The 22790-nt window shown below is 41.7% G+C and carries 22 protein-coding genes; 17 read left to right on the top strand and 5 right to left on the bottom strand.

The features are described 5' to 3' along the window. The first annotated feature begins 100 nt into the window (after positions 1-100). The 15 genes from OQ289_RS21430 (at position 101) to OQ289_RS21360 (ending at position 16245) form a co-directional block, all read left to right on the top strand. Complete coding sequence (locus tag OQ289_RS21430; protein ID WP_033565688.1) at positions 101-655, top strand: NADH-quinone oxidoreductase subunit B; 555 nt, start codon at positions 101-103, stop codon at positions 653-655. Beyond that, a complete protein-coding gene (locus OQ289_RS21425; RefSeq protein WP_033565687.1) occupies positions 648-1151 on the top strand; it encodes an NADH-quinone oxidoreductase subunit C in 504 nt (167 codons plus the stop codon). The genes OQ289_RS21430 and OQ289_RS21425 overlap by 8 nt, the downstream gene beginning before the upstream one ends. Positions 1152-1163: 12 nt before the next feature. Continuing rightward, positions 1164-2399: an NADH-quinone oxidoreductase subunit D gene (locus OQ289_RS21420; RefSeq protein ID WP_270088751.1), complete on the top strand. Its 1236-nt coding sequence runs from the start codon at positions 1164-1166 to the stop codon at positions 2397-2399. After that, a complete protein-coding gene (locus OQ289_RS21415; protein ID WP_033565685.1) occupies positions 2392-2907 on the top strand; it encodes an NADH-quinone oxidoreductase subunit NuoE family protein in 516 nt (171 codons plus the stop codon). The genes OQ289_RS21420 and OQ289_RS21415 overlap by 8 nt, the downstream gene beginning before the upstream one ends. 24 nt (positions 2908-2931) lie before the next feature. Continuing rightward, positions 2932-4284 carry an NADH-quinone oxidoreductase subunit NuoF gene (gene nuoF, locus OQ289_RS21410; RefSeq protein ID WP_270088750.1) on the top strand — a complete coding sequence of 451 codons (1353 nt, stop codon included), beginning with the start codon at positions 2932-2934 and terminating at the stop codon, positions 4282-4284. Between the two features lie 26 nt (positions 4285-4310). Next, positions 4311-5324, top strand: a complete 1014-nt coding sequence (locus tag OQ289_RS21405; protein WP_033565683.1) for a 2Fe-2S iron-sulfur cluster-binding protein — start codon at positions 4311-4313, stop codon at positions 5322-5324. 14 nt (positions 5325-5338) lie between these two features. Beyond that, the gene (nuoH, locus tag OQ289_RS21400) at positions 5339-6379 is read left to right on the top strand and encodes an NADH-quinone oxidoreductase subunit NuoH (RefSeq protein ID WP_033565682.1); all 1041 of its coding nucleotides are present in this window, start codon (positions 5339-5341) and stop codon (positions 6377-6379) included. 77 nt (positions 6380-6456) lie between these two features. Further along, positions 6457-6987 carry a NuoI/complex I 23 kDa subunit family protein gene (locus OQ289_RS21395; RefSeq protein WP_033565756.1) on the top strand — a complete coding sequence of 177 codons (531 nt, stop codon included), beginning with the start codon at positions 6457-6459 and terminating at the stop codon, positions 6985-6987. Between the two features lie 7 nt (positions 6988-6994). After that, a complete protein-coding gene (locus OQ289_RS21390) occupies positions 6995-7498 on the top strand; it encodes an NADH-quinone oxidoreductase subunit J family protein (RefSeq protein WP_033565681.1) in 504 nt (167 codons plus the stop codon). Then, positions 7491-7820 carry an NADH-quinone oxidoreductase subunit NuoK gene (gene nuoK, locus OQ289_RS21385; protein WP_033565680.1) on the top strand — a complete coding sequence of 110 codons (330 nt, stop codon included), beginning with the start codon at positions 7491-7493 and terminating at the stop codon, positions 7818-7820. Before OQ289_RS21390 ends, nuoK begins: the two co-directional genes overlap by 8 nt. Positions 7821-7848: 28 nt before the next feature. Then, positions 7849-9768, top strand: coding sequence for an NADH-quinone oxidoreductase subunit L (nuoL, locus tag OQ289_RS21380; RefSeq protein ID WP_270088749.1), 1920 nt, complete (start codon positions 7849-7851; stop codon positions 9766-9768). A gap of 20 nt (positions 9769-9788) precedes the next feature. Beyond that, positions 9789-11234, top strand: coding sequence for a complex I subunit 4 family protein (locus OQ289_RS21375; protein WP_270088748.1), 1446 nt, complete (start codon positions 9789-9791; stop codon positions 11232-11234). 34 nt (positions 11235-11268) lie between these two features. Beyond that, entirely contained in the window at positions 11269-12657 is a 1389-nt protein-coding gene (locus OQ289_RS21370) for an NADH-quinone oxidoreductase subunit N (protein ID WP_270088747.1), read from the top strand. Positions 12658-12926: 269 nt separating this feature from the next. Beyond that, positions 12927-15458 carry a DUF5686 family protein gene (locus OQ289_RS21365; RefSeq protein ID WP_270088746.1) on the top strand — a complete coding sequence of 844 codons (2532 nt, stop codon included), beginning with the start codon at positions 12927-12929 and terminating at the stop codon, positions 15456-15458. Positions 15459-15468: 10 nt separating this feature from the next. Then, a complete protein-coding gene (locus OQ289_RS21360) occupies positions 15469-16245 on the top strand; it encodes an enoyl-CoA hydratase/isomerase family protein (RefSeq protein ID WP_270088745.1) in 777 nt (258 codons plus the stop codon). A 92-nt stretch (positions 16246-16337) separates the two neighbouring features. On the opposite strand, the gene OQ289_RS21355 is transcribed toward OQ289_RS21360, so the two are convergent. Continuing rightward, positions 16338-16976, bottom strand: coding sequence for a 4'-phosphopantetheinyl transferase family protein (locus OQ289_RS21355; protein ID WP_270088744.1), 639 nt, complete (start codon positions 16974-16976; stop codon positions 16338-16340). A gap of 201 nt (positions 16977-17177) precedes the next feature. On the opposite strand from OQ289_RS21355, the gene dcd reads away from it, so the two are divergent. Then, on the top strand, positions 17178-17714 hold the full coding sequence (gene dcd, locus OQ289_RS21350; RefSeq protein ID WP_033565673.1) for a dCTP deaminase: 537 nt from the start codon (positions 17178-17180) through the stop codon (positions 17712-17714). Positions 17715-17863: 149 nt separating this feature from the next. Here the strand turns inward: dcd and prfB are convergent. Beyond that, positions 17864-18947, bottom strand: a protein-coding gene (gene prfB, locus OQ289_RS21345) for a peptide chain release factor 2 (protein ID WP_270088743.1) whose coding sequence is annotated in 2 segments (ribosomal slippage) — positions 17864-18886 and positions 18888-18947 — 1083 coding nt in all. Because the reading frame shifts where the segments join, the coding sequence is not laid out codon by codon here. 130 nt (positions 18948-19077) lie between these two features. Here prfB and pgi point away from each other — a divergent pair. Next, entirely contained in the window at positions 19078-20727 is a 1650-nt protein-coding gene (pgi, locus tag OQ289_RS21340) for a glucose-6-phosphate isomerase (RefSeq protein ID WP_270088742.1), read from the top strand. 18 nt (positions 20728-20745) lie between these two features. Here pgi and trhO read toward each other — a convergent pair whose 3' ends face one another. The 3 genes from trhO to OQ289_RS21325 form a co-directional block, all read right to left on the bottom strand. Next, positions 20746-21726, bottom strand: a complete 981-nt coding sequence (trhO, locus tag OQ289_RS21335) for an oxygen-dependent tRNA uridine(34) hydroxylase TrhO (protein WP_270088741.1) — start codon at positions 21724-21726, stop codon at positions 20746-20748. Between the two features lie 86 nt (positions 21727-21812). After that, the gene (locus OQ289_RS21330; protein ID WP_033565669.1) at positions 21813-22028 is read right to left on the bottom strand and encodes a DUF3820 family protein; all 216 of its coding nucleotides are present in this window, start codon (positions 22026-22028) and stop codon (positions 21813-21815) included. After that, positions 22028-22786 (bottom strand): glycosyltransferase family 2 protein, encoded by a 759-nt coding sequence (locus tag OQ289_RS21325; RefSeq protein ID WP_270088740.1) that lies wholly within the window; start codon positions 22784-22786, stop codon positions 22028-22030. Before OQ289_RS21325 ends, OQ289_RS21330 begins: the two co-directional genes overlap by 1 nt. Between the last annotated feature and the right edge of the window lie 4 nt (positions 22787-22790).

Here is a 22790-nt window from a genome sequence, read left to right as displayed (position 1 = left end):
AAATAGTTTTTTTGCGGTAATAACGACAGGAAATAACAGTATTTTTAAGGAGTATTCTTAGTATGTAGAATACATCAATATAAACAATAAGGACTAAATCATGAGTAATGTCAAGTTGGCTGAGGCTCCCCCGGGAGTAGAAGGATCCGGATTTTTTGCGACTACTTTAGATAAAGCGATTGGGTTGGCTCGAGCAAATTCATTGTGGCCATTACCCTTTGCAACGTCATGCTGTGGTATTGAGTTTATGGCGACAATGGGTTCGACCTATGATTTGGCGCGATTTGGTGCCGAACGGCCTAGTTTCTCGCCTAGGCAAGCAGATATGTTGCTGGTAATGGGTACTATCGCCAAAAAGATGGCACCCGTATTGAAGCAGGTATATATACAGATGGCTGAGCCACGGTGGGTGATTGCAGTAGGTGCGTGTGCCTCTAGTGGGGGGATTTTTGATACCTATTCGGTGCTTCAAGGTATAGATGAAATTATCCCAGTCGATGTTTATGTCCCTGGTTGTCCTCCTAGGCCAGAAGCTATTTTAGATGGCGTGATGCGTCTTCAGGACATTGTCAAGAATGAATCCCTGAATAGAAGAAATACACCTGAATATAAAGCCCTGTTAGAACGGTACGGAATAGTTACAGATAATGGATAAGTTGACTAATATACAATTATGGGAGCGATTGCAGACGCAGTTTGGAGACAAGCTCAAAAATGCGTCGGAGCCTTATGGACTTTTAACCCTCCATACAGCTAAAGAGCATATCTTAGATGTGTTGTCTTTTCTCAAGGACGATACCCTCTTACAGTTTACTTACTTGACCGATATTACGGCAGTGCACTATCCAAATCAGGAATTGCCCTTTGCTATTGTTTATCATGTGCATAGCCTTGTGCACAACGTCCGTATCCGAATCAAGGTTTTTATAGGAGGCGAGACGCCCACTATCCCTTCGGCTACTGTTCTTTGGAACGGGGCGAATTGGATGGAAAGAGAAACATATGATTTCTTTGGGATTCAATTTGAAGGACATCCCGATCTTCGTCGGATTTTAAATGTGGATGATATGGAAGTGTTCCCCATGCGTAGGGAATATCCACTGGAAGATCCAAACCGTATCGATAAAAAAGACCTTTATTTTGGCCGATAACTAATATTTAAGATGAGCGATTTCATAACCAAGATAACCCCAAATAAGCCTGTTTTTTCGGACAATGATCCGCAGGATGAACTGATAACCCTAAATCTTGGACCTACGCACCCAGCTACGCATGGTGTTTTTCAAAATGTTATACAGATTGATGGGGAGCGTATCGTTAGTGGGGTTTCTACCATTGGTTATATCCATCGTGCATTTGAGAAAATTGCAGAGCATCGTCCGTTTTATCAAATTACCACGCTCACAGACCGTCTAAACTATTGTTCCTCTCCGATTAACAATATGGGGTGGCACATGACTGTTGAAAAGCTCTTGGAGATTGAGGTTCCAAAGCGCGTGCAGTACATGCGCGTCATCGTAATGGAACTGGCGCGAATCGCTGATCACATTATCTGTAATGGTATCTTAGGAGTGGATACAGGTGCTTTTTCGGGCTTCCTATATGTCATGCAAGAGCGGGAATTCATCTATGAAATCTTTGAAGAAATATGTGGTGCCCGTTTAACGACCAATATCGGTCGTATCGGCGGTTTTGAGCGAGATTTTAATGAGATTGCATTTGCTAAGATTCGCGAGTTCTTAGAGCGGTTTCCTCCTGTGCTGAAAGAATTTGAAGAATTGTTTGTCCGTAATAGGATTTTTATAGAGCGAACCTCGGGTGTAGCTGCTGTCACCCCAGAGCAAGCTTTGAGCTATAGTTGGTCCGGACCTATACTGCGCGCTACGGGTGTTGATTACGACGTACGGGCGCAAGAACCGTATTGCTCTTACGAGGAGTTCGACTTTGAAATACCTGTAGGTACTACTGGGGATGTGTACGACCGTTTCATGGTGCGTAATGCAGAAATGTGGCAATCTATGCGTATTATAGAGCAGGCGCTCGACAAAATAGTGAAGGAGCCTGCGGGTGTATTCCATGCAGATGTTCCTGAGTTTTACCTCCCGCCGAAAGAGCAGGTCTATACGAATATGGAAGCACTTATCTATCATTTTAAGATTGTGATGGGTGAGTGGGATACCCCTAAATCCGAAGTGTATCACGCTGTCGAGGGGGGGAATGGTGAATTGGGTTTCTATCTCATCCATGACGGAGGGCGTACGCCTTATCGTCTACATTTTAGAAGACCGTCATTTATCAATTATCAGATGTTTGCACCCATGAGCAGTGGAATGTTGCTATCTGATGCGATTATTAATATGAGTAGTTTAAACGTTATTGCAGGAGAGTTAGATGCTTAGTGTAAGAGACAGTCAACCCGTAGAGTTTTCTTCCGAGCTTTTACAAAAGTTTGCGGAAGTGGTATCAAGATATCCAGAAGGAAGGCAAAAATCGGCCCTATTGCCCATCTTACACCTAGTGCAAGCCGAGTTTGGCTGGCTAAGTGTAGAAGCGATGGATAAGGTTGCCGCTTACCTTGACATTCAACCCATAGAGGTGTATGAGGTCGCCTCTTTTTATACCATGTATTTTTTAGCGCCCAAAGGGAAGTATGTGTTGGAGGTGTGTCGCACCGGACCATGCTGTCTAGTTGGAGCAGAGAGAATCATGACACATATTGAAAATAAATTGGGCGTCAAAGAGGGAGAAGTGACCGCCGACGGTCTTTTCTCTTGGAGAGGAGTCGAGTGCGTGGCTGCCTGTGGCTATGGCCCTGTATTGCAGATTGGACCCGAGTATACATTTTATGAGAACCTGACCGAGGAAAGTGTGGACCGACTCATACAGGATCTCCGAGAAAAACAGTAAATCACCTTGCAAGAAGAATAAAAAATGGCTCGTAAGTTATTACTAACACATATCAATGTTCCGGGAATCAACACCTACGATGTCTATCGTGAACGCGGAGGTTACCGTGCGGTAGAAAAGGCGTTGAAGACCATGTCTCCCGATGATGTCGTCGAGGAAGTGAAAAAATCAGGTCTCCGCGGAAGGGGTGGAGCAGGTTTCCCCACTGGGATGAAATGGAGTTTTCTGGCTAAACCAGAAGGTGTATCTCGTTACTTGGTGTGTAATGCAGACGAATCTGAGCCTGGTACGTTTAAAGACCGTTTCTTGATGACACATATTCCCCATGCCTTAATTGAGGGAATGATTGTGTCTAGCTATGCTTTAGGTGCCCATACCTCCTATATTTATGTTCGGGGTGAGATGATGCCACAAATTCGCATTTTGGAGAAGGCTATCTTAGAAGCCAAGCATGCTGGCTTTTTAGGCAAGAATATTATGGGAACTGGGTATGATCTCGAGATTTACGTTCAACCCGGAGGGGGAGCCTACATCTGTGGCGAAGAGACCGCGTTGTTAGAGTCTTTGGAAGGAAAACGAGGTAATCCGCGGATTAAACCTCCCTTTCCTGCCGTTGCAGGATTGTACGGCTGTCCTACAGTCGTGAATAATGTGGAATCCATTGCTGCGACAGTGCCTATCATTAATGACGGAGGTGAAGAATACGCTAAGATTGGTATTGACCGGAGTACCGGTACAAAACTGATTTCGGCAGGTGGGAATTTGGCAAAGCCAGGTGTTTATGAAATTGAATTGGGACTTCCTGTAGAGGAATTTATATACTCAGATGAATATTGCGGCGGAATAGCGAACGGAAAGAAATTAAAAGCGGTAGTTGCCGGGGGATCATCTGTTCCTATCCTACCTGCCAATTTGATTACGAAGACCATCAATGGTGCAAGTCGCCTGATGACATATGAATCGCTTGCGGATGGTGGTTTTGCCACTGGAACAATGCTGGGGTCGGGTGGGTTCGTTGCCTTTGATGAAGATCAATGTATTGTTCGGAATACGTGGAATTTCACGCGGTTTTATCATCATGAGAGCTGTGGACAATGTTCTCCATGTCGGGAGGGGACTGGATGGATGGAAAAAGTCCTCCATAAGATTGAATCTGGAAAGGGTTCGATGGAGGACGTAGATTTGCTTTGGGATATACAGCGTAAGATTGAAGGAAATACCATCTGTCCTTTGGGAGATGCCGCCGCATGGCCAGTAGCAGCTGCAATAAGACATTTTAGGGATGAATTTGAATGGCACATCACCCATCCCAATGAAGCATTAAGCCGTAACTTCGGTCTTGCACATTATGCGGATCCATTAACACCGGTTGTTTAATTAACGTACTAAAAGAGAGTAGAAAAATGGCAGAGGATGTAAAAATCAAGGTAAGCATAGATGGGATTCCTGTAGAAGTAGTTCCAGGAACGACAATTTTGAATGCTGCCCGTCAAATTGGTGGAGATATTGTTCCTCCAGCGATGTGCTATTATTCCAAGTTAGAGGGTTCTGGCGGGAAATGCCGAACCTGTCTTGTAAAAGTCAGTAAGGGCTCCGAGAAGGACCCTCGTCCGATGCCTAAGCTTGTTGCATCTTGTCGGACGACAGTCATGGATGGGATGGAAGTGTTGAATATTACTTCCCCAGAGGTTGTAGAGGCACGTAAGGGTGTCGTGGAGATGCTCTTGATCAATCATCCGCTGGATTGCCCAATTTGTGATCAGGCGGGAGAATGTAAACTTCAAGATTTGGGATACGAACATGGGAGTGAGGCTACGCGGTACGAGTTTGAGCGACGTACATTCGAACGGATTGATATTGGCGATAAGATACAGTTGCATATGAACCGTTGTATATTGTGTTATCGTTGTGTATTCGTTGCCGATCAACTTACTGAAAAACGTGTTCACGGTATCGTAAACAGAGGCGATCATGCAGAGATTTCCACATATATACAAAAGGCTGTGGATAATGATTTTTCAGGAAACGTGATCGACGTTTGTCCGGTCGGTGCATTGACTGATAAAACATTCAGATTCAAGAATCGAGTGTGGTTCACTAAACCTGTAGATGCTCATCGGGATTGTCCTACCTGCGCAGGTAAGGTCACTTTATGGTATAAGGGGACTGAAGTATTGCGTGTAACAGCTCGTAAAGACGAATACGGAGAGGTGGAGGAATTCATTTGTAATACTTGCCGATTCGATAAGAAACATACAGATGATTGGGTATTGGATGAGCCAACTTTGATCGATAAAGATTCGGTCATTGGCGCGAATCACTACCTGGATTTCAATCCTCCAGCAGTTATTAAGGAAGATTTGGAATTGCAGGAAGCAAATCAAGAACAATTGGCGCGTACAGAAAGATTAAAATAGTATAAGATATAAGCATGGAAACAGCTTTCATTATAGAAAAATCAGTTTTAGTTGTTATTATTTTCGTTGTCACGCTTGTGATTGCGATGTATTCAACATTGGCGGAGCGAAAAGTTGCCGGATTTATGCAAGACCGTTATGGCCCTGACCGAGCGGGACTATACGGCTTACTTCAACCATTGTGTGATGGCGGTAAGTTTTTCTTCAAAGAAGAAATTATTCCTGCGGGAGCACATAAGACGCTTTTTATCCTAGGTCCTACTATCGCTATTATCACGGCTTGTATTACGTCAGCAGTAATTCCTTGGGGACAAACATTAACAATCGGAGATAGGGCGATTATACTACAAGTCGCCGATATTAACGTTGGGGTGCTTTATATCTTTGGAGTGGTGGCGTTGGGGGTCTACGGTATTATGTTGGGAGGCTGGGCTTCAAACAATAAATTTTCCCTAATGGGAGCTATTCGTGCCGCATCACAGAGTATTAGTTATGAACTCGCGTTAGGTTTGTCGCTAATTGCACTACTGATGGTCACTGGGTCGCTTAAATTGGGTGATATCGTTGCACAACAGCACGGCTTTGTCAATTGGAACATTTGGGTACAACCACTGGGCTTCTTATTGTTTATGGTATGCTCGTTTGCGGAATGTAATCGAGTGCCATTTGATTTGCCAGAATGTGAGACCGAATTGGTCGGGGGATATCATACGGAATACTCATCTATGAAGCTTGGACTATATATGTTCTCTGAGTATATCAATATGTTTGTGTCTTCTGCATTGATGGCATCGTTGTACTTCGGTGGGTATAATTTTCCATTTATGGATGACCTTGGACTTTCACAAAATTGGATTACTATCATCGGGGTGATTGTATTCTTTATCAAGATATTTGCATTCATCTTTTTCTTTATGTGGATACGTTGGACATTGCCGCGCTTTCGCTATGATCAGTTGATGAATCTGGGTTGGAAAGTATTGATTCCATTGGCTATAGCCAACATTGTGTTGACAGGTATTATCACTATTGCAAAAGATACGTGGTGGAGCTAGGGGTATGGAGTTAACGTTATTAAGTGAAGAGAGCAGAAAGGTAACAAGCGCACGACGTGACAATAAAAGAAGAAGCTATGCAATCATTATCAAATAGAAAAAAAGTACTGGAACAAAAGCCAATGAATATATGGGAGCGCATGTATCTCCCTGCTATTGCTAAAGGGCTATCCATTACATTGAAGCACTTTTTTAGGAAGATACCGACGATTAAATATCCAGAGCAAATTCGTCCTTATTCTAAAAATTTTAGAGGACAACACTCTCTGAAACGTGATGAACAAGGAAGGGAACGATGCACGGCATGTGGTCTTTGTGCGCTATCTTGTCCAGCGGAGGCCATTACAATGACGTCGGCAGAACGAAAAAAAGGAGAAGAAGGGCTTTATAGGGAGGAGAAATATGCTGCAGTATATGAAATCAATATGCTCCGGTGTATTTTTTGCGGATTATGTGAGGAGGCATGTCCTAAGGAAGCGATTTACTTGGACGGTCCTCATGTGACTGCGGACTATGTACGAAAGGATTTCATCTACGGCAAAGATAAGTTGGTGGAACCTAAATTTGATATAACAAAGCTATCCAATACACCAAAAAGCATAACCTAATTAGCAGATGACGATATTTTATTTTATAGCCTTTTTGTCTATTTTCTTTGCGTTAATGACCATTTTCACAAAGAATCCAGTACATAGTGTGCTGTACTTGGTTATTACTTTTTTTACATTTACAGTACATTATATTTTATTAAATGCCCAATTCTTGGCCATTGTAAACTTTATCGTCTACATGGGGGCCATTATGGTATTGTTTCTTTTTGTATTGATGCTCTTGAATCTCAATAAGGAAACGGAGCCTATGCGGTCACATCTCGTCAAGATTATGGGGACAATCGCTGGTATGTGTCTGATTGTTGTCGTCTTGGGCTCTCTACGGGTGTTAGAAGTTGATAATGGGCAAGTGCTTGCTCAGCCAACCATAGGGTTGGTGAAGGAGTTAGGAAAGGTATTATTTGACAAATTTTTATTGCCTTTTGAGATTGCTTCCATCTTGTTGTTAACCGCAATGGTGGGTGCAGTTTTATTGGCTAAAAAAGATACACAGCGTACAGATGGATAATATTGTTCAACAGATACAGGGAGTACCCTTAAATCATTATTTAATTTTTTGCAGTATCATATTTGCAATAGGGGTGATTGGGGTACTGATTAGACGGAATGTGATCATCATCATGATGTCAATAGAATTGATGTTAAATGCGGTCAATTTGCTCTTGGCGGCATTTTCTTCTCATCATGGGGATCCAGGCGGACAAGTATTCGTCTTTTTTATTATGGCTTTGGCGGCGGCGGAAGTGGCAGTAGGTTTGGCCATCATTATTATGGTATACCGAAATACCAAGTCCGTGGATATCGCGTCTTTAAGTCGCTTACGTTGGTAATATTTTGAAGATTAAGGCATAGAAAATTATGATTGAATTAATTTGGTTGATTCCTTTACTCCCGCTGATCGGGTTCTTAATAAACGGTATAGGGCAACATATTCTTCCTAAGTCGATTATCGGGATAATCGGAAGTGGTGTTGTACTAGGGGCTTTTGTGGTGAGTTGCTTCGTGTTCTGCGAGGTATACGATGCTCGGGCTGCGGGTGCTAACGGTGTATTTACGCAAGAGATCTTCAATTGGATCCAAGTTGGTAAATTAAACGTTGCCTTGTCCTTCTTAGTAGATCCCCTCAGCGCAATCATGCTATTGATTGTGACTGGGATTGGATTTTTGATTCACCTCTACTCGATAGGATATATGCATAAAGATAGCGGATTTGGTAAATTCTTCGCTTATCTGAATCTCTTTATCTTCTTCATGTTGTTATTGGTGCTTGGATCCAACTTTTTGGTCATGTTCATTGGTTGGGAGGGAGTTGGCTTATGCTCGTATTTGCTTATCGGATTTTGGTATACCAATGATTCGTATGCCTCTGCAGCTAAGAAAGCATTTGTAATGAATAGAATTGGAGATTTGGGCTTTCTTTTAGCTATCTTTTTTATTTTCTATACATTCGGGTCCTTTGAGTTCGCAACCGTATTCCCACAGGTGAAAGAATTTGCTGTGGGTGATATGACATTGACCGTTATTACCATTCTGTTATTTATTGCAGCTACTGGTAAATCGGCTCAAATTCCCTTGTTTACCTGGTTGCCAGATGCTATGGCTGGCCCAACGCCTGTATCGGCTCTAATCCATGCGGCGACGATGGTAACGGCAGGTATTTATATGATTGCTCGATCCAATATCATGTTTACCTTATCACCACTTACTATGCAGATTATCGCAATTGTGGGTGTGGCGACTGCAGTGATAGCCGCATTTATTGCATTGACGCAAAATGATATTAAGAAGGTGTTGGCTTATTCTACGGTGTCACAGCTTGGATACATGTTCTTGGGATTGGGTGTCGGCGCATTTACCGGAGCCTTCTTCCATGTACTTACCCATGCCTTCTTTAAAGCCTTACTTTTCTTAGGGGCAGGATCTGTGATCCATGCCATGAGTGATGAACAGGATATGCGAAAAATGGGTGGACTCAAGAAGAAGCTGCCAATTACCTATGTCACGATGTTGATCGGAACGATAGCCATTGCGGGAATACCCCCATTATCTGGGTTTTTCTCAAAAGATGAAATTTTGGCCTTTGCCTTTGCTGAAAATAAATTGTTGTGGACATTTGGTTTTATTGCCGCATTGTTTACTGCTTTCTATATGTTCAGGTTGTTATATCTGACTTTCTTTGGAACATTCAGAGGCAGCCAAAAACAAAAGGAACATCTACATGAGTCTCCTCTCACGATGACATTCCCGCTAATTGTATTGGCTATACTAGCCGCTATCGGTGGGGTAATGAATGTGCCAGAGGCGATTGGTGGAGGGCATAAGCTGGCAAACTTCCTTGCACCTGTATTCTCAGAGGGACAATCGATCAAGGGAACCATCCACATCGATCATCAAACAGAGATTGTTCTAATGGTGGTATCCGCATTGGCAGCTATTATCATGGCGGTTGTCACTTATATCAGATATGTGAAGAAGGGGTACATACCAAAATCGGATGCATTGGAGGATAATGGTCTACACCGTCTATCCTACCAAAAATTGTATGTTGACGAGCTTTATGATAGCGTGATTGTCAAGCCTCTCAATTCGTTTTCTAAGTTTTTATATAAGATAGTGGATCGGTCTGGAATAGATGGTATAGTCGAAGGGGTAGCCCAATTTTTTGTGACGTCAGGTAAAGGGATTCGACAGTTGCAGAATGGCCAAGTCGGATTCTATATCTTCATGATGGTAGTGGCCGTAATTGTCTTATTTGTGTATGGAGTTTTCAGCTTTTAGAAAAAAAAATAATTGTATAGATGACTAATCTTTGTATACTGCTTTTATTACCGCTGGTCAGTGCTTTTGTCTTAGCATTCGTCAAGAAATCTCAAACTGCTAAGGGAATAGCACTTGTTCTTTCGTTGGTGCAGTTGGCTTTTACAATTCCTTTTCTGTGTCAATTCGTACCGAACGCACTGGTACAGTTTGAGCAAAATTATGTTTGGATCCAAAGCTTAGGAATCCACTTTCATATCGGGTTGGATGGAATTAGCCTTCCCTTGGTATTGCTTACAAATGGCTTGATGCCATTGATTATCTTAGCTACTTTTTCAAAAGGGTTCAAGGGCAACCTATATGCTTTACTTGCATTTATGCAGACAGGCCTTCTTTTGGTTTTCTTGGCTTTGGATGCCTTTACTTTCTACGTTGGGTGGGAAATTGCCTTGATTCCGATTTATTTTATTTGTACATTATGGGGAGAGGGCGATCGTATTAAGGTCAATCTCAAATTCTTTGTTTATACCTTTCTGGGAAGTATTTTCATGTTGGTGGCAATTATTTATCTGCAACAACAGACCGCCTCCAAGGATTTTGAATGGACCTCATTTGTCGGATTACAAATGTCGGATGCTGCTCAAAGGTGGGTCTTCTGGGCGTTCTTTTTGGCATTTGCAATCAAGATTCCGTTATTCCCGTTCCATACTTGGCAACCTAATACGTATACGAATGCACCGACAGTGGGTACTATGTTACTGGCGGGGATTATGTTAAAAATGGGCGTGTATGGATTGATCCGATGGCTCATTCCAGTGGCTCCTTTGGGGGTAGCCGCTTATGGACAATTGGCCATGGTTCTTTCAGTAATAGGCATTGTGTATGCTTCTATCATTGCTATCCAACAAAAGGATATCAAAAGATTGGTCGCATACTCTTCTATTGCTCACGTTGGCTTAATCAGTGCGGGTGTCTTCTCTTGGAACTTACAGGGGTTGCAAGGGGCTATGATTCAGATGATTAATCACGGGATATCGGTCATCGGCCTATTTTATGTATTGGACATCATCAGTTCAAGAACTGGAACTCGCTCATTGGCTGACTTGGGAGGCTTAGCTAAGCGTATGCCTAATCTGGCGGTGTTTTTTCTAATCATTGTTATGGGGGCTGTAGGTTTGCCATTGACAAATGGATTTGTTGGTGAATTCTTACTCTTGATTGGGGTTTACGAATATGGTTTTTGGTATGCTGTGTTTGCAGGTTTGACTTTGATACTAGGGGCTGTATACATGTTGAGACTTTTTCAAAAGTCGATGCTTGGGCCTTTGAAAGAGCAGTATGCAATGGTGTCTGATATTAGCGGACATGAGGTGTTGCTGTTGAGCATTGTTGCGATAGCAATTATTTATATTGGTGTTACTCCCAATGGACTGTTAGGCTTGTCGGAAGCGTCAATCCAACAGTTGATTGATGTGGTAAAGTTTTAGAATTATAGCGAAAAAATATTAGATCGGTTTTATTATGGGTGCGATTATCACGCTGTCTTTATTAGCAATATTAGTTTTGTATTTGGGCCTTTATAAAGCAAAAAAGGCTATTCTCCCCGTGGCTTTATTGGGCCTGGGTGGAGTATTGGCCTTTCTCCTAATGGAATGGAATACCGAAGCAGAGCCACTCTACAGCGGCATGATTATTTTTGATCATTTTTCGGTGGCGTTTTCTGTGCTATGCGTGGTGATCACCGCATTGGTGCTATTGCTTTCGAGGGCCTATTTTGGTGCTATAAGTGAGCATGTAGCGGAGTATTATTCGTTAATCCTATTTTCTCTTACGGGGGCATTGTTGGTCAATTCGTATCATAACTTTGCCATGCTATTTATGGGTATCGAGATTATGTCCGTTGCTCTTTACATTCTGGTAGGTATCCGTAAGAAGGATTTTGCATCTAATGAGGCCTCATTAAAATACTTTTTGATGGGGGCTTTCTCTACCGGCTTTCTTTTATTTGGGATTGCGTTGCTTTACGGGGCGTCGGCTTCTTTTGATCTGGAGGTTATTAAGGAATATGTGATTGCACATCCTCATGATATATCGCCGATGTTTTATGCAGGAATTTTATTTTTAATTGTTGGACTTTGCTTCAAGGTCGGTGCGGCACCTTTTCACTTTTGGACACCAGATGTGTATGATGGGGCCCCGATTTTGATTACCTCTTATATGAGTACTGTTGTGAAAGCTGCTTCCTTCGCAGGTATGCTACGCTTGTTCAGTACCGTTTTGGTGCCGTTAAATGATTTTTGGACACCGATTTTATTAACCATCGCTATTATCACCCTATTCATTGGTAATATCTCCGCTATGATGCAGCATTCATTTAAAAGGATGTTGGCTTATTCAAGTATTGCTCATGCAGGCTATATGTTGTTTGCAATAGTTTCAGTAGGTACACAGTCTGCGAGTGCCGTGCTCTTGTATGTCGTGGCGTATTCCCTATCATCGGTTGTCGCTTTTGGGGCCTTGATTCTAGTCAAACGCCAGGATGGTACCGATCATTTCAGCTCTTTTAATGGGTTAGGGAAAAGTAATCCTTGGCTAGCATTGACCATTACTGTTGCGATGCTGTCTTTGGCCGGAATTCCCCTGACAGCTGGGTTTGTCGGCAAGTTCATGATGTTTACTATTGCTATGAATGACTACCATATTACGTTGCTTGTCCTAGCGGCAATAAATGCGGTAATAGGGGTCTTTTATTACCTACGCGTGGTAATCGCTATGTATTTTAAAGCGGCAGAATCAACAAGCATATCTAGTCTTTCGGTACCCTTAAATTATAGTGTGGTCTTTTTTGTCGCTATCGTATTAACAATTCTTATTGGAATTTATCCAGATTGTTTGATCCAACTGATTTAGTGAGTTGAAGAGAAGAGGTATATACCTGTCGGCAGAAAGATTGTTGAAATGATTTGGGCGGTCGAATTGCTATAGACAGTACGTACTTTTCGAAAAACATTGCGATGCATGGTATAAGACCATGCATTTTTCATTAAATCAGGTGTCGATGCGGACTGGTGTAAATAATATTTGCACTATGTGTTGAAATTATTTACATCTCGGCTTCGTTATCTATTTTATTCTCCCGTTACAAATTGTATATTTATGGAGATGTGCAGGATTTAAGTATGATATATCAGAAGCGACTAAACTATATTTTACTTGTAGGATACCTATTGTGGATGACCTATCCTGTGTTTGGCCAGCTTTCAATCAAAGGAAGGGTTGTGGATAAGAATACGGGATATGGAATTCCGAGGGCAACCGTGGTGCTTTCCCCTGGGAATGTTGGGACTTCTACCGACACTGCGGGTAACTTTTCGGTGCTTGCGAATGCAAAACATACCTCGATCAACTTTAGAGCAATGGGCTTTAGTCCGGTAACCTTACCTGTTACAACCGATACGCTCAAGCAACTTCTTGTTGAGTTGGACTATGCGGACAACATGTTGGAAATGGTGACTATTTCAAAGAAGGGAAAGCCAAAGAGGGATACCGCCGCATTGGAATTGATAGATCTGGTCATCAAACATAAGAAAGGTAATCGGCTGAAATCCTTGGAGCAAGTGCATTTTGAAGAATATGAGAAGGTGCAATTTGGATTGGTGGATCCACGGAAAACAATGGAAAAGCGGCTTGGCAAAGCGGGGTTTATCTTTAAAAACCTAGATACGGCTTCTATCAAAGGGAAAGCACTATTGCCGATGTATATGGAAGAGAATTTTTCAGATGTATACTCGCAGACAAATCCGTCTAAGTTTAAGAAATTGATTAGATCGCATAAAAAGACTGAGTTCGATCCTCGATATATCAATAACGCAAATATCCAGCAATACCTTAATTACCAATTTCAGCCCGTTGATATCTATGATGCTAATGTTTTTGTCGTCAATAAGCTGTTCCTAAGTCCTATTGCTGATGAAGCGAAGACTTTCTACCGTTATTATATCTTAGATACTATCGAGACGTCCGAGGGACAGTTTATCGAACTGGCCTTTGAACCGAAGAATAAACAAGACTTACTTTTTAGCGGAACGCTACAGGTGACGGTAGATGGACGATATGCCGTCCGTCAAGCAGAATTGATTGTCGGGAAAGAGGCTAATATTAACTGGATAAATGATATATTGATTAGTCTACATTATAATCCGAATGAAGATGGCTTTATGTTATTGCGTCGATCTGATTTATTGATTTTATTTGGTGGCCGTAAAGAGGACGCTCTTTTTGGTCGTCGGGTCTCTTTTAATTCTAACTATGATTTCAAGACGCCAGTGTCTTCGGATATCTTTAAAGGAGCTCCTACAGAAATGACGACTACCGCTAGTCAAGATAGCGCATTCTTAAATCGCAAGCGACCTATTCCTTTAAATACGGTTGAGCAGATGGTGTATTCCAATACCGATTCGCTTAATAATATGAAAAGTGTCAAGCGCTTGATGGCATTGGGATATCTATTGGCACAGGGTTTCTACAATGCGGGGCCCGTGGAATTTGGCCCGTTGGAATATACCTATAGTTTTAATGAAGTCGAAGGAAACCGTCTCCGTTTTGGAGGGCGTACGACCAATATACTGTCGGATAAAATTTATTTGGAGGGATATGTAGCCTATGGCCTCAAGGATCAGCAGATGAAGTATTATGGACGATCGGCGGTGTCCGTGAATGGGGAATCAGTCGCAACTTTTCCAGCACATTATGTAGAGGCTATCGTACAACATGATTTGATGGAGCCTGGTAGAGGCATTGGCTTTAAAAAAGGGGATAGTTTCTTCAGCTCGTTAAGTAGTAATAAGCCAGATAAATTTTTGTTCAATGATGCGTACAAATTGAACCATGTTTGGGAGTTTGGAAACCACATTAGCATCAGTACGGGCTTTACTTATTTCAGACGTGAAACTGCTGGAACATTGATTTTCAATAAAACAGGGACACAGTCCGGGCAAATTTTACCTCGTATTATTACCAATGATGCTGAAATGATACTGCGCTGGGCTCCGAATGAAAAATTCTATTATAGGAATTTGACTCGTAGTACGGTTATCGAACAGCATCCTGTCTTTTCATTGCAATACAATCGAGGTATTGAAGGGTTTATTGGCGGGGAATATAATTACGATGCTCTTCGATTCTCGGTTTCCAAAAGATGGTTTTTAAACCAGTTGGGCTATATGGATATGACCGCTGTCGCAGGCAAGATTTGGGGAACGTTGCCGTATCCATTATTGGAAATTCCAAATGTGCAAACTGTCTTGGATCGCCATACTTTTGATTATTTCATGATGAATAAGATGGAGTTTGTGGCGGATCGATTTGTCAAGGTCGGGGTAGATCATCGATTGAATGGATTTTTCCTGAATAAAATACCGCTTGTTAAGAAGTTAAAGTGGCGTGAATTGTGGCGACTTCGGATGTTTTACGGGGATTTAGCTCCACAAAATAATCCGTATATCAGTAATGAGGTGGTACATTTTGATCGCGATGACGAGGGTAAGATTGCAACGCGTACCATCGGCGAAAAGCCCTATCTTGAGGCGACGGTGGGATTAGAGAATGTATTCCGATTTTTTACGGTGGAGTACGTTAAACGACTTTCCTATAGAGAATATGATAATATCCGAAAGGAAAGGGTTCGTTTTTCGGTTCATTTTAATTTTTAAACAGCTGATTATGAGTGTTTTTGAAAATATTTTAGTCAAAAAGGAAGGTCGAATTGCATATGTCACGATAAATCGTGAGCAGCAACTCAATGCATTGAATACCAAAACAATAGAAGAGTTGATGTTGACCCTAACTGATTTGGCTTCAGATATAGACGTCTGGGGTATAATTGTGACGGGAAGCGGGGCAAAGGCATTTGTTGCGGGGGCAGATATCAAAGAATTCCAATCACTAGGTGAAGAGGAAGGAAGGAAATTGTCCCAGCTGGGGAGTGTAAAACTAATGGATCGTATTCAGTACTTTGAAAAGCCGGTAATCGCGGCTATTAATGGCTATGCGTTAGGGGGAGGGCTTGAATTGGCTCTTTCATGCCACCTAAGAGTAGCAGTAGCGGAAGCGAAAGTTGGCCTGCCAGAGGTCTCTTTAGGACTGATTCCTGGCTATGGGGGGACACAACGGCTTACAGAGTTGGTAGGAAGGGGAAAGGCGCTAGAAATGATTATGACTGGAGGAATGATTTCAGCAGATGATGCCAATCGTTGGGGCTTGGTCAATCATGTGGTCGCTGCCCATGAACTAATATCAACATGTGAAGAAATTCTCCATCAAATATTTTCACGGTCTAAAACAGCAGTGGCAGCCGCAATTCGTGCTGTTAACGCGCATGGCGATAAGCAAAAGAATGGATATGTAGTGGAGAGTGAAGAGTTTGGGAAGTGCTTTGAAACTCCGGATTTTGAGGAAGGAGTAGCCGCATTTTTGGAAAAGCGAAAACCCAGATTTTAACTGGTGAGGTGCAAATGGGCGAGGAAGAAAGTGTAAAGACGTTCAAGTCACTGCTCGGTTATTTTTCTATCCTTATTGCTTAATCGATAAGGCTATTCTACTGCATAACCAAGCATGTACTCGCCAAATTTTTCAAAGTGGACATCGTATGTATGTGTGTATGTCGAGGTTGTCAATTGCAATTGCAATACGCCCTGTGCCTGATATTCAAATGGCTGAATGGTCATGTTGTCTAAAAAAGAAACACCTCTGTTGCCTTGGAGTTTGTAAACAGCTTCTTTTGCGCACCAACATGCATAGAGTTGCTCGATGGTATTTTCACCTTGAATGAAGGCCAGTTCTTCTGGTTTCAAGAATTTATGCTGGATGCGTACTACTTTATCCTTTACAATTTCTAGATCAATTCCGACTTCACCCTTAGAACTGAGCATGACCGCTGCATAGTCAAAGGAGTGGGTTAAAGATAATTTATAGGGAAAGTTGACGAGATATGGCTTCCCATTCGAATCAGAGGGACAGTCAATATATTGGTCTGTTTGGAGTAGATAGCGTAATAGCACGCGTGTAGTCATCCAATGTAATATGCGCTTTCCTTTACCGAATGAATCTAGTATTGCCTTCTCACGGGTGTCTAATTGCAGACTTGACAATAAATCGTCCGCAGATTCTTCAATCTTCCAGATTGCAAATTTGGTGTGTTCGTCCAACTCTCGTAAGTATACTAAGGGCATAGTGGGGATAATATAATGGATGTATGATAGATGCAAGTTACACAGACGAAAAATTAAAATCAAACAGATTTGAAGAATGTTTGGAAATTTGTCGGTATTAAATAAATTCGGAATAATTCACGATAATTATTGGCTAAAACTGTATTTTTGAAGGCTGACTATGTGTGAATTACCAACATAGTTGGTCTATTTTTACAAATCATGATTTTATCGGACAAAAGAATACTGGAAGAAATTGAGTCAGGAGCGATTGTTATCGAGCCGTTTGATCGCGGGTGCCTAGGCACAAATTCTTATGATGTGCACCTGGGGAAATATCTTGCAACCTATACTGACCGAGTATTGGATGCAAAGCAGCACAATAAGATTACACATTTCGAAATCCCTGCGGAAGGCTACGTGTTGGAACCGAACACGCTTTATCTTGGGGTGACATTGGAGTATACAGAGACGCATCAACACGTCCCGTTCTTGGAAGGGAAATCAAGTACTGGACGATTGGGGATTGATATCCACGCGACTGCAGGTAAGGGGGATGTAGGTTTTTGTAATACCTGGACCCTAGAAATTTCTGTCGCCCAGCCTGTCCGTATATATGCCGGAATGCCTATAGGACAATTGATTTATTTTGCAGTGGAAGGTGATATTGAGACTTTTTATAATACAAAAGGTAATGCAAAATACAACGGTAAGACCGTCCGTCCTGTAGAGAGCATGATGTGGAAAAACTCATTTTAGTTATTTAGGACTGAAGAGCCTGTTTAAAATGCTTGTAAAGAGTTTACAAACAGGCGCAAATGAGCGAAGATAAAAAGAGCAAGGTGTAAAGAACTTAAAAAATTGATCTTTATTCCTTGCTCTTTGATTGTAAATCTTTGTTGGGGAAGCTAGCCTCCAAATTCCATAAGGTATGCTTTTAAAAACAAATCGATATCACCATCTAATACAGCCTGCGTATTGGATGTTTCTATGCTTGTGCGTAAGTCTTTAACCAATTTGTATGGATGCAAGACATAGTTTCGAATCTGTGATCCCCACTCTATTTTTTTCTTGGACCCCTCGATTACGGCAGAGGCTTCTTGGCGCTTACGCATCTCGATTTCATACAGCTGGGATTTTAACAAACGAAAAGCATTTTCCTTATTTTGTAATTGTGAACGGGATTCTTGGTTCTTGATGATGATACCGGTAGGCTTGTGGTGTAATCTCACAGCTGTTTCAACCTTGTTCACATTTTGTCCACCGGCTCCACCTGAGCGGAAGGTATCCCATTCAATTTCGGAATCTTTTACTTCAATTTCGATATTATCATCAATGAGCGGATAAACATATACGGAAGCAAAGGAAGTATGTCTTTTGGCGTTAGAATCGAATGGTGAGATGCGCACCAGACGATGTACGCCATTTTCTCCTTTTAAATAACCATAAGAGAAATTTCCCGAAAATTGTAATGTAACCGTTTTTATCCCCGCAACATCTCCTTCCTGTGAATCTTGCTCGGTAACTTTACAGCCGTGTTTTTCTCCCCACATGATGTACATTCGCATCAACATAGCAGCCCAATCGCAGCTTTCTGTACCTCCAGCTCCCGCCGTAATTTGAAGAATGGCATCGAGCTGATCTTCTTCAGCACTGAGCATGTTCTTAAACTCCAATTCTTCGATGCCCTCTCGCGCAAGTTGATATTGCTCGTCTAGCTCCTGCTCGGACGCGTCACCGCTTTGAAAAAAATCGTACAATACAATCGTGTCTTCTACAGATGATGCAACCGAATCGAATTGATCGGTCCAAACTTTCTTAGTCTTGATAGCGTGTAGAACTTTTTCTGCGGCTTTGGAATCATTCCAAAAGTCGGGGGCAAGGGTCTGCTCTTGTTCTTGGTTTATTTCGTCTTTTTTGGCATCAATGTCAAAGATGCCTCCTCAGGGACGTGACACGGTCCCTCAAGTCTTGAATTTGTTCTTTGGTCATATGTCAAAAGTAGAAATTAAAAAGCGAAAATTGAAAATTAAATCCCACGACCCTTCGCCATTCCTATAAACTGCAAATTAAAAAAGGCTAGAAAAATGGAATTTGTTATCTTTGAACAAATACAAAAAATATGTTACCAAGAATCGATTTTACACAGACAGATGCATTTAGATATTTGACTGACCACTATATCAATATTAACCAATACAGCTTAAAAGAGTTGTTTCAGGCGGATCCGCAACGCTTTGATAAGTTTTCCATCGATTTGGAGGAAATCCTGCTGGATTACTCCAAAAATAGGGTGAACGAAGAGACAATGGCGCTCTTGATGCAATTGGCTAAAGAATGTAAATTGGAAGATGCTATCCGGGCAATGTTTGCGGGGGAGAAAATTAATGAGACAGAGGGACGGCAGGTACTCCATACGGCACTTCGGAATAAAGGGGGAAATCCACTTCTTGTGGATGGAAAAGATATCATGCCACAGATTCAGAGCGTATTGGAGCATATGCGTGAGTTTACAAATGAGATCCTTTCGGGCAACTGGAAAGGGTTTACCGGGAAGGCCATTACTGATGTTGTAAATATTGGCATAGGGGGGTCGGACTTAGGGCCAGTGATGGTGACAGAAGCTCTTAAGGCCTACAAGACACATTTGAATCTACATTTTGTATCGAATGTGGATGGGACCCATATTGCGGAAGCTTTAAAGGGCGTAAATCCGGAAACTACTTTATTTTTAATTGCTTCGAAGACTTTTACTACGCAAGAAACCATGGCTAATGCCCGCACTGCACGTGCTTGGCTACTTGACCAAGGAGCAAAAGAGGGAGATATTGCAAAGCATTTTGTGGCCTTGAGCACCAATGCTGAAGCTGTTTCAGCTTTCGGTATTGACACGAAAAATATGTTTGAGTTTTGGGATTGGGTAGGTGGACGGTACTCATTATGGTCGGCAATAGGGCTGTCCATTGCATTAGGTATTGGATTCGACAATTTCAACGAGTTGCTTAAAGGTGCTTACACAGCGGATCAACACTTTCAACAGGCTCCTTTTGAGGAAAATATTCCAGTCATTTTGGCGGTACTGGGTATTTGGTATAATAATTTCTTTGATGCAGAGAGTCAAGCTATATTGCCGTATGATCAATATTTACATCGTTTTGCAGCGTACTTTCAGCAAGGAGATATGGAGAGCAATGGAAAATACGTGGATAGAAACGGCGAGCGCGTAGACTATCAAACTGGACCTATTATTTGGGGAGAGCCTGGAACAAATGGGCAACATGCCTTCTATCAGCTTATCCACCAAGGAACTAAATTGATTCCTTGTGATTTTATAGCACCGGCAATCTCCCATAATCCAATTGGACAACATCATCAAATGCTACTGTCTAACTTCTTTGCCCAAACCGAGGCTTTGATGAATGGTAAATCTGAAGAGGAAGTCGTCGCTGAGTTTAGGAAAGTGGGTAAATCTGAAGAAGAGATTGAACGACTGAAAAACTTCAAAGTCTTCGAAGGGAATAGACCGAGTAACTCCATTTTATTGAAGGAGGTTACACCTCGTTCATTGGGAACGTTGATAGCACTTTATGAGCATAAGATTTTTACTCAAGGAATCATTTGGAATATTTTTTCGTTCGATCAATGGGGCGTAGAGTTGGGTAAGCAGCTTGCAAATCAAATACTTCCAGAATTGGAAAGTAGCCAAGAGATAAATACACATGATTCTTCTACAAATGGGCTTATCAATAGATACAAAGCCTGGAGAGGTTAACAAATAATAAAGGGAAGCTTAGCTTCCCTTTATTATTTGTTTATGTTTTCGTTTACTGATTTTTTCTGCATTAACGGGTTGCGGTACTTTGACATAATACCCTGTCCCATCATACTGGCGTTTTCTAGGATGTTCTTTACAGACATCTGAACAGCAACCATCTAGTTCCACGCCACAGGCATCACATTGAGTAAAATGCTCATTGCAGACAGGGTTGGCACAATTTATCATTTTAGCGGTAGTGGTACCACAATTTCGACAGGTGGAGACAATCGATGGATTGACGGAATTGACATCAACTGTGACTCGATTATCAAAAACATAACATTGTCCTTGGAAATCTTCTCCCCCAGCTTCTTTTCCGTATTTGATAATCCCCCCATGAAGTTGGTAGACATCTTCAAACCCTTCTTTTAGTAGTAAAGCTGAAGCTTTTTCGCATTTTATCCCACCGGTACAATAGGTGAGGATTTTCTTTCCCTTGTATTGTTCAAGTTCTTTGATTTTTTCTGGAAATTCGCGAAAATTCTCGATATCCAATGTCACCGCATTTTTGAATCTGCCGACCGTGTGTTCATAATTAGACCTGACATCTAATACGACAACATCGTCTTGGTCTTTCATTTCTAAAAAATCTTTGGGTTCTAAATGAATCCCTGTTTGACGATTGGGGTCAATTTCTTTGGGATTGCGCATCCCGGAATGGACGATTTCGGATTTATAGCGACAGTGCATTTTGATGAACGATGGCTCATCAACGTCATCAATCTTAAATTCGGTCTTATTGAAGCGCCCATCTGCATAGACAGCCTCCATATAGGCGGTACAAGATTCTTGTGTACCTGACACTGTCCCATTCAGACCTTCGTCTGCAACAATAATACGTCCAACAAGATTTAAGGATTGGCAGAATGCTAAGTGGTCAGCTGCAAATTGTTCTGCATTTTCAATAGGGCTGTAACAGTAGTACAGTAAAGTTTGATATGTCATGATATTCATTGATACCGCTGCAAACGGCGTTTAATGTGAACTAAATTAGTGCTGCAAAGATAAACAATTTATACGAAGGAAAAACGCGATTCTCGTCACTTCTTGATGAGTGGGGTTAATAGGTATTCCAAACCGTTTAGTTTGATTTCATATAAGGTGGCTAATTGTACGCCTAGTTTACCTTTTGGAAATCCTTTTTGTCTGTACCATACGATATAGGCTTCTGGGAGATAGCAGAGTAGGACTCCTTGGTATTTGCCGAATGGCATTCTGGTATTTGCCAGTTCTGTCAAAATTTCTGGATTCATCATTAGTCTTGGGTTTTACCGTTCTTAATTCGATACGAGAGTAGTCTGAGTGCGATTACAAGATGGTTGAATAGGTTCGTAAATTTTCCATAATGTTTCGCGAAAATGGCATATCGCTCTTTAAGGCTTTGTTTATGTCTTTTTTGAGACATACCACCGACTAAATACTTGGCCACATATTGATGAGTATTCACAGTGGTCCTTGCTTTTTTAGCCGCTCGAATGACCCAGTCAATATCTGCACTGAGTTGGTATTGTGTATCGTAGGGCTCTGCAATTGCTCTTTTGATGTAGATGGCCTGATGGCATATATTCATGCCATATTTAAAGCTTTTCCAATCAAATTGTTCGGGGGTTTTGTGTCTTCTATCTCCTAATATATGGCGGTTTTCATCTACCAATTTGGTCTCTCCATAGTATATGTCGGCATAGTCACCATGTGTAAAAATATCGGATAGTGTTGTGGGGGAATAGAGTTCGTCTCCGGAGTTTAGAAATAAAACATAATCGCCTGTTGCTCGGGCCAAACCTTTGTTCATGGCATCGTAAATACCGCTATCTTTTTCAGAAATCAAAATATCAATATCTTGTGCATACTTGTGGATTACCTCTAAGGTACCATCTGTAGACAGTCCATCGATGACGATATACTCGATATTGGGATAGGTCTGTCGTGACACAGAAGCAAGGGTGTATTCAATATCTTTTACATTGTTGAATACAATGGTAATGATGGATATTTTTGGCAGATTCGTAGGCATCTTT

Origin of the sequence: Sphingobacterium sp. SYP-B4668, from assembly GCF_027627455.1 — a bacterium.
GTDB lineage: Bacteria > Bacteroidota > Bacteroidia > Sphingobacteriales > Sphingobacteriaceae > Sphingobacterium.
This window is presented reverse-complemented; position numbering and strand designations above follow the sequence as displayed.